We start from the raw sequence: 7817 nt of genomic DNA on the forward strand, positions 1-7817 counted from the left end.
CGCCTTCCTTTCGGCATCACCACATCCGAAGCCATCCCGGTACAACTGACAGCTGGCGCAAGCACCGTTGCCGGCTCCTCCGAATACACTTTCCTGTCAACGGTAACCATCCCCGCTAACAGCAACGGAGTTTCCTTCGACTTAACTGCGGAGCCAGACAACGTAATAGAACCGAACGAGCTATTGGAGATCACCGCCGAAGCAGATGTATTCGATGTAGATGTAACAGCAAACACATCCGTAAACATCATCGACGCCACCGGCAATAAAACGATCACGATCACCGGCCCTGCAGATGTCACCGAAGGCAGCTCCGCCACACTCACCTTCAGCCTGCCAGCTGGCATCACCACCGCAGAGGCGATCACGATAAACCTCGCTCCCGGCACATCAACAGTGGACGCGAGCGATATCAGCGGCGGCATTCCCGTACAAGCCATCATCCCCGCCGGCAATAACGCAGGCACATTACAGATCGACATCAATACAGATGGCGTAATAGAGCCTGCTGAAATACTGCACCTGCTGCCTTCCGCAACAGGATTCACCTTCAGCGGAGATCTGCACCTGAACGTACTGGATGAGAACCACAGCGGCACGCTCACCATCACCGCCCCGGCTACCATCACCGAAGGCAATTCCGCTATGATCACCGTCAGCCTGCCGGGTGCTTTGCTCGCCGGCAGCGACATAGCAATCAACCTGAACCGGGGTGCCGCTTCAACAGCTGCCGCAACGGACCACAGCGCCATACCACCGACGGTCACCATCAAGACCGGCGAACACGCCGCGTCCTTTACGGTCACCGCCTCCACGGATAATATATTGGAAATAACAGAAAGCCTGGTTATCGGGGGAACGGCCGCCGCTTACAGCGTAAATGCCGCCACCCTGCAGATCGAAGATGCTACGGGCGCAGATCCGGCCAACACCGTGATCACCCTGCAGCCGGCAACAAGCGATATCCTGGAAGGCACTACCGCGCAGTTCCGGGTGAGCTTGCCCGCAGGCATTGTGTCCAGCACGCCCATACAGGTGAATATGTCTAAAACCGTGGCCACATCCACCGCCGCGGATACCGATCATACACAGATCCCGTCGGATATCACCATCCCGGCAATGAGCAATGTGAGCGCCGACTTCAACATATCCGCCGTAATCGACGGCATCATCGAGCCGCAGGAAACACTGATAGTAGACGGCAGTGCGCCCGCCGGACTTTCCTTTGCCGGCGCGGTCATTCATATAGATGATGCCACCGGCCTCAATCCTGCCAACCGCGAGATCACCGTCACCATCGATTCCACCATCCTGCATGAAGGCAGTACCAGCAAAATGATATTTGCACTGCCGGCCGGCATTACTACGGCCACGGCTATACCCATTACGGTAACACCGGGCGCGGATTATGCCATAACGTCCGCAGCCATTGTGATCGCGGCAGGAGAGAATAAAGCAGAAGTAATATTGGAAGCGGTGCAGGACAATATCGAGGAAGCCACAGAAGTCATCAACCTCACCGCCACCGCTACAGGATTTACCATCCTGCCGGCGCCCGCCGTTACCATACCCGGCGATGCCGCCCCGGCAATGAGCCTGACGCTGGTGAAAACAACAGATGCTGCGGAACCCTCTACCAACGGGCTCTTCACTATTCAGCTGGACAACAGCGCCACAGCCCCCGCCGATATCACCATATATTATACCACCGCCGCCACGGCCACCGCGGGAGCAGATTATACGGCCTTATCCGGACAAGCGGTCATCAAAAGCGGAGAAAACAGTGTAACCATTCCTGTTACCGTGCTGGATGATCAGCTGGTGGAAGGCGACGAGGAATTGCAGCTCACGCTTCAGTCCGCCAGCTATGAGTTCCTCGGCAATCCTGTAGCCTGTGCGGTGAACAACAGCAGCGTCAGCATGACGATCGCGGATAACCCCGGATACGATCTGAGCCTGCGCATCGATAAGATTACCGATGCCGCCGAACCGAATACCAACGGCAGCGCAAGGGTGCGTTTCAATAGTGACATTACCGCCATCGCGCCGGTCACTGTCAGCTATACCGTAGCCGGCACTGCAACGGCGGGAACGGATTACACCTCGCTGTCAGGTACGCTCACCATTCCGGCCGGTAAGCAGGAAGCCCTGATCACCATTATTCCGCTGGATGATCACGTGCAGGAAGGAGATGAAACCGTTGTTATCACACTGACAGGCGCATCATCAACTATTCCCGGCGTCAGCTGGTCCCTCGCGGCACAGCCGGAGGCCACCATTAACCTGGAGGATGATGATGTGGTGACGATGGAAGTATTTGCGGCGGACGAGATCGCGGAAGGCTCCGTATTGCCGGTCACCCTGCGCGCGTCACAGACTTCGCCGATAGATATACCGGTGACCGTCACCCTGCAGCACGATGCGGCCAGGACCGTGAATCCCACCGTTCCGCAGAGCGGTACAACGTTAACGGTCATACTCCCGGCGAACCAGGCGGAAGTAAGCTTTAACATCGGCCTGGAAGACAATGAAACGAATGATGACGATGGATTTGTGAACCTGCTGATAGAGCCGCAATCCGGCGGCGGGCAGCCATATGGTAAAGGCGCCAGCGGCAATACCGCCACCCGCATAACAGATAATGATCCACTGGAGATCACCTTTAAAAAGGATACCGTAAGAGTAATGGAAGGGCATTCCGGCACCACGCCCATGCCGTTCACCGTTGTGCTGAGCCGCAGAAGCACGCGCGCCATCACGCTGCATTATGAGTTCGGTGATGCGTTTGAAGGCGCCGGGGCGGATAAAGATCCGCAGCGCGCTCATCCCGGTGAGGACTATCACGCCCTCATCACATCGATCGTCATTCCGCCGCTGCAGGACGAAGCAGACATTGTTGTGCCGGTATTCGGGGATGTGGGAGCGGAGGAAGATGAATATTTTGCGCTGAAGCTCCGGAGCGCTGTGGTAACGTCCGGACAAAACCTCCCGGTAATGGGTGTACGAAAGATCGCGGTCGGCGGTATCATGAACGATGATATGGCCATCGATATGGAGATCAGGGTCAGCAAAGCGCTGTCACCCAACGGCGATGGCCGCAACGACGTGCTCATGATAGAGAATATCGAAAAATATCCGCGTAACGAGATCGTGATCCTGAACCGCTGGGGCGGCACCATCTTTAAAACCAGCAACTACAATAACCAGTCGAATAATTTCAACGGCCGTTCTAATGCAGGCGGCGGCTCGGGAAATGATCTGCCGGACGGCTCTTATTTCTACATCCTGCATGTCTGGGACGGCAACGGCAAAATGCAGCGTCATACCGGATATATCGTATTGAAACATGCCAATTAAAATGAGAACTATGAAAACCCGTTTCTGGAAGTTTTTGGCAGCAGGGATCATCAGCTGTAGCGCGCAACAGGCGATGGCGCAGCAACATCCCGTCTACGCGCAATACCTGTTCAACGGGATGGTGGTCAACCCCGCTTACCCGTCCATGGACGAATTCAGCAGCGCTACCGTGGTGGCGCGTAACCAGTGGCTCGGCATGGAAGGCGCCCCCAAAACCGGCACCTTTTCCTTCTATTCCCCGCTGAAGGCCACCAATACCAGCATCGGCTTCCTGGCGATGCAGGACAAGATCACCATCTATTCACAAACAGGTGTGCATCTGAACATCTCGCAAAAGGTGAAGCTCAATAAAAAACTGACGCTCGCCATGGGACTGAAGGGGGGGATGGAGCAGTTCCGGGAAAATAATACCCACCTGGCAACGGATGATCCCGTTTTTGCCCAGGACCAGCGCTACTGGAAAACAGATATCGGGTTCGGCTTCATGCTGTATTCGGAAAAATTCTTTGTAGGATTGTCCGCCCCCTCTTTCCATAACTTCGATATCGGGAATTCTGTTAATAAAGTTGCATTCAAACGGCATATGTACCTCCACGGCGGAATGATCCTGGACGTAAACAAAGACATCAAATTCCGCCCCGGCCTGCTGTTCCGGCAGGTAGGCGGCGCCGGCGTGCAGATGGACGTGAACGCTTCTTTTCTCTTCAAAGACCTGGTATGGGTGGGCGCAACCTGGCGAACGGAGAAAACCGCTGCGGCCATGGTGCAGTTGCAGATCGCAAAAAGCCTGCAGCTGGGATACGCATATGACTTTGCATCAGCGAGTTATCTCAAAGGCATGCAGAACGGCTCGCACGAGCTGATGCTGAACTACCGTTTCTCGCTGGTGAAAGGAAAAACGCTGACGCCCCGCATGTTCTAGTTTCAAAATCCAACAGGTTGCCGGTTACGTATATATCCGTAAATTGCTCATCATTGAACATTCATCGAAATAAATTGTTATATTGTTAGGAATGCTGATCACGAAATCGGGATGTTTGTAAAAAAAATAGTTAATAGTTAGTTATCCTAACATAAATAATTTGAATGTTCGTTTTCTTTTTATAGATTTGAATAGTTCTTTTAACATCGTCATTACAAGTCTTGAAGATATTTACAGGCCCGTGCTTGTATAAATTTTTTGTCTTAAGCTAAATTGGAGAAAAAAAACGAGCCTGATGTTCGTGTCGGGCTCTATTCTTTTTATAAGACAGCTTGCAAATAACACATCTTCATAGACGTTCAAGATATTTATTAGGGAATAAGGGATTTTTGTCTTAAGCTAAATTGGAGAAAAACGAGCCTGATTGTCGTATCGGGCTCCTCTTTTAAGATGGTTTATTTTAATTTATTGCATATCATTAGGCCTGGGAACGTTCCCGGGCTTTTCTATTGGTGGATCGGCCGGATTTTCAGAAAAACAACCGTATATAGTTAATAAATATTTTTTTGTAGATTTGAAATCATGCCAGCTGACATTCGCGCAACAATACAATCATCATAACTTATTGATATACCTCTTTTATCCACTTTGCATTACTAGTTAATTTGGAGGATGGGCCTGATTTTCAAATCGGGCTCTTTTTTTTCCGGCTTTTACTAAAATTTCGTAGATTTAGAAAAACGAGATCATGGGAGTTGACAGCGAAATATGGATCACTTTATTTGCCATGATACACATCTGGCTGGTAGTGAGATTCTGTGTACTGCATACTTTCCGGCAGGCGAATAACCGCCCGTATCACCTGAAGTGGCTGATGCTTGTTTTCTTTCTTCCCATTATCGGGTACGCGCTCTATTTCTGGCTGACCCGCCGTTATGTTCCCGAAGAGTCCTGATCCGTATATTCTTCCCCGTTATTATAATTTTGTTTTTTCCATCGTGCGGATATTTCCCGGTGATGCCTGATCGCCCGGATGGAAAGCCGTATGGCAATGAAGAAGGAGAGGAGTGAGCCAGCCATGAGGTAGATGCTGTCTCCTATGAACAGGAAAAAATCAAACGCGCCGTGAAAAACGATGGCCCAGAACAGGCCGGTGAATTGCAAGGTCCGCCGGTGCTGCGGAATGAACTTCGCCAGCCCCACGTAATATCCCATCAGTATCGCGAAAGTAGCATGCGCGGGCACTGAAATGAACATTCGCACCAGGCCCGTGCCAATGCCGTATTGCATGACGTAGGCAATATTCTCCGCCGTGGCGAAGCCCATCCCGATCATGACGGAATACACGATGCCGTCGAACGGCTCATTGAAAGCGGCTTTGGGGTAAGCGTAGAAGCGCAGCATGATATATTTTCCCAGTTCCTCGCTGAGCCCCACGATGCCGAATGCGAAGATGGCCGTTTGCCAGAGGTGCTCGTTGGATGCGCCCCATCCGCGGGATGCGGCGTAGAGCTGCATCAGCAGGGGAATGCCCACGCTCAGCACGCCTAACAGGAAACAGCGGATCAGCAGGCGCATCGGCTCCCGCTCCCGCTGGTCCAGCGCGTAGATCAGCATTGCGATGGCAATGCCCGGGGCGATGGCGATGGCCAGTGCCTGTAAAAACATATCAGATACCTTTACGTTGTTTGCGTTGCAGCAGGAAAGCTTCCAGTTCGTCTTTCGAAAAGCTGCTGAGATTTTTTTCCCGTGTAAGCCCGCCTTTCTGTGCGGCGAGCGTGCCGTATTTAATGTCGCCGTAACCCGCTACGGAGTGCGCGTCCGGGTCGATGGACAGCAGCGCGCCCTTCCGGATGGCGGAAGGTATCCACTGCCAGTCAATGTCCAGCCGGCGGGGATGCGCATTCAGCTCTATCACCACTTCATGGGCCACGCAGGCGTCTATGATCGCTTCATGATCCACCGGGTAGCCGTTGCGGCTCAGCAGCAGGCGGCCGGTCATATGCCCGAGAATCGTCGTATAGGGGTTGGCGATAGCTTTCAGGAGGCGCGCCATGGCTTTGTCCTCCGGCATCTTGAGGTTGGAGTGTACGGAAGCGATGACCAGGTCGAAACTGCGGAGGATGTCGTCCGGGTAATCCAGGTTGCCGTCGTTCAGGATGTCCGCTTCGATGCTTTTGAATATTTTAAAGGGGGCCAGCTGGCTGTTCAGCTGATCGATCTGCTGGTGCTGCGCGAGGATGCGTTCCGGCTGAAGGCCGTTGGCATAAAAGGCGGAGCGGGAGTGATCGCTGATAACGAGGTACTCGAAACCCTGTTCCTTCGCGGCTTTCGCCATATCTTCCAGGCTCTGGAGGCCGTCGCTCCACTGGCTGTGGGAGTGAATGATGCCTTTGATGTCTGTAGTGCGGATCAGCTGCGGCAATGCATTGTTTGCGGCGAGCGCTATTTCTCCGCTGCCTTCCCGCATGCAGGCAGGGATGAAGGGCAGCTTCGCTTTTTCAAAGATCGCCTCCTCGGAAGCGGCTTCCGTGTCCAGCGCGTCCACCGCATGCGCGCGGAACTGTTCCAGGAAGCTGTCATTTCCCGTGGTAACGAACAGCTTGCGCGCGAAAAAAGGAGCGTCCACACCGTAGATCTTCACTTTCACCTGTTCCCGGTACTGCAGGATGATGGCGTCGTCCGTATTATCCACCTGGGTGAATCCTTCCACGGCTTTAAGTTTTTCGGCTACCTGCTCTATGGGTACGCCGATTACTGCTTCCAGCTCGTCGATCACGGGCTGCTGGCGCCGGAAGGCGCCGGTAAGGGCGACGGGCGCGGGTGCGAACAGGCCGGAAAGCGTGTCCCGCAGCTGTTCCGCAAAGGTTTCCACTTCCGCATAGAGGAAGCGTTCGCGGTTGGAAAGGAAAAATTCGATGCTTTGTTTGATGCTGTCCTGCGTCTTTTGTCCGAAGCCCTTGAAGAGGAGCAGGCGGTTTTCATCGCAGGCGTAAAGCAGTTCTCCCAGGGTCTCTATTTCCAGCTCTTTCCAGATGGTAGCGATCTTTTTAGGCCCGAGACCTTTGATGCGCATCATCTCGAGGATGCCCGCGGGTGTTTTCTGCAGGTAGTCTTCCAGCGCGCCGAACCTGCCGGTCTGCAGCATTTCAATAACGCTTTTGCCGGTGGATTCCCCGATGCCCTTGATGCGGAAGATCGCTTCATGCGGCGTGTCCTGCAGGGGAACGGTCAGTTTTTCTATCTGGAAGGCCGCGTTGGCAAAGGATTTGGCTTTAAAGGAATTGTCGCCGTGAATATCCATCAGCTTGGCGAGGAGGGAGAAGTTATCTGCGATGATATAGTTGTCCATAGATGCCGTAAGTTAATAAAAGAACCCCCACCTGGAGGTGAGGGTTCTTTATGCTACAGTTTGTAAATCCGATCTTACATGGCCGGAGCTGCAGGTGCAGAAGGAGCAGCTTTTTTAGCAGCGGGCTTCTTCTTGGGAGCAGCCTTTTTCTTAGCAGCCGGCTTTTTAGCGGCTGGTTTTTTAGCA

Annotated in this window: 5 protein-coding genes; 3 read left to right on the forward strand and 2 right to left on the reverse strand. The window is 53.2% G+C overall.

The window, feature by feature from the left end; genetic code table 11:
* The 3 genes from CCY01nite_RS25440 to CCY01nite_RS25450 all read left to right on the forward strand — a co-directional run.
* On the forward strand, positions 1-3357 hold a 3357-nt coding region (locus tag CCY01nite_RS25440; protein ID WP_146867391.1), incomplete at its 5' end, for a Calx-beta domain-containing protein.
* A 10-nt stretch (positions 3358-3367) separates the two neighbouring features.
* Complete coding sequence (locus tag CCY01nite_RS25445) at positions 3368-4279, forward strand: PorP/SprF family type IX secretion system membrane protein (protein WP_186831266.1); 912 nt, start codon at positions 3368-3370, stop codon at positions 4277-4279.
* A gap of 748 nt (positions 4280-5027) precedes the next feature.
* A complete protein-coding gene (locus CCY01nite_RS25450) occupies positions 5028-5234 on the forward strand; it encodes a PLDc N-terminal domain-containing protein (RefSeq protein ID WP_146867393.1) in 207 nt (68 codons plus the stop codon).
* On the opposite strand, the gene CCY01nite_RS25455 is transcribed toward CCY01nite_RS25450, so the two are convergent.
* Positions 5213-5947, reverse strand: coding sequence for a PrsW family intramembrane metalloprotease (locus CCY01nite_RS25455; protein WP_146867394.1), 735 nt, complete (start codon positions 5945-5947; stop codon positions 5213-5215). The two genes, CCY01nite_RS25450 and CCY01nite_RS25455, sit on opposite strands and share 22 nt — an antisense overlap.
* 1 nt (position 5948) lies before the next feature.
* Positions 5949-7631 carry a DNA polymerase/3'-5' exonuclease PolX gene (locus CCY01nite_RS25460; protein ID WP_146867395.1) on the reverse strand — a complete coding sequence of 561 codons (1683 nt, stop codon included), beginning with the start codon at positions 7629-7631 and terminating at the stop codon, positions 5949-5951.
* Between the last annotated feature and the right edge of the window lie 186 nt (positions 7632-7817).

This window comes from Chitinophaga cymbidii (assembly GCF_007992715.1).
Lineage (GTDB): Bacteria > Bacteroidota > Bacteroidia > Chitinophagales > Chitinophagaceae > Chitinophaga > Chitinophaga cymbidii.

Coding starts and splice junctions, on each gene's coding strand:
- CCY01nite_RS25460 (WP_146867395.1), bottom strand. CDS start 7,631: ATGGACAACTATATCATCGCAGATAACTTCTCCCTCCTCGCCAAGCTG.
- CCY01nite_RS25455 (WP_146867394.1), bottom strand. CDS start 5,947: ATGTTTTTACAGGCACTGGCCATCGCCATCGCCCCGGGCATTGCCATC.
- CCY01nite_RS25445 (WP_186831266.1), top strand. CDS start 3,368: ATGAAAACCCGTTTCTGGAAGTTTTTGGCAGCAGGGATCATCAGCTGT.
- CCY01nite_RS25450 (WP_146867393.1), top strand. CDS start 5,028: ATGGGAGTTGACAGCGAAATATGGATCACTTTATTTGCCATGATACAC.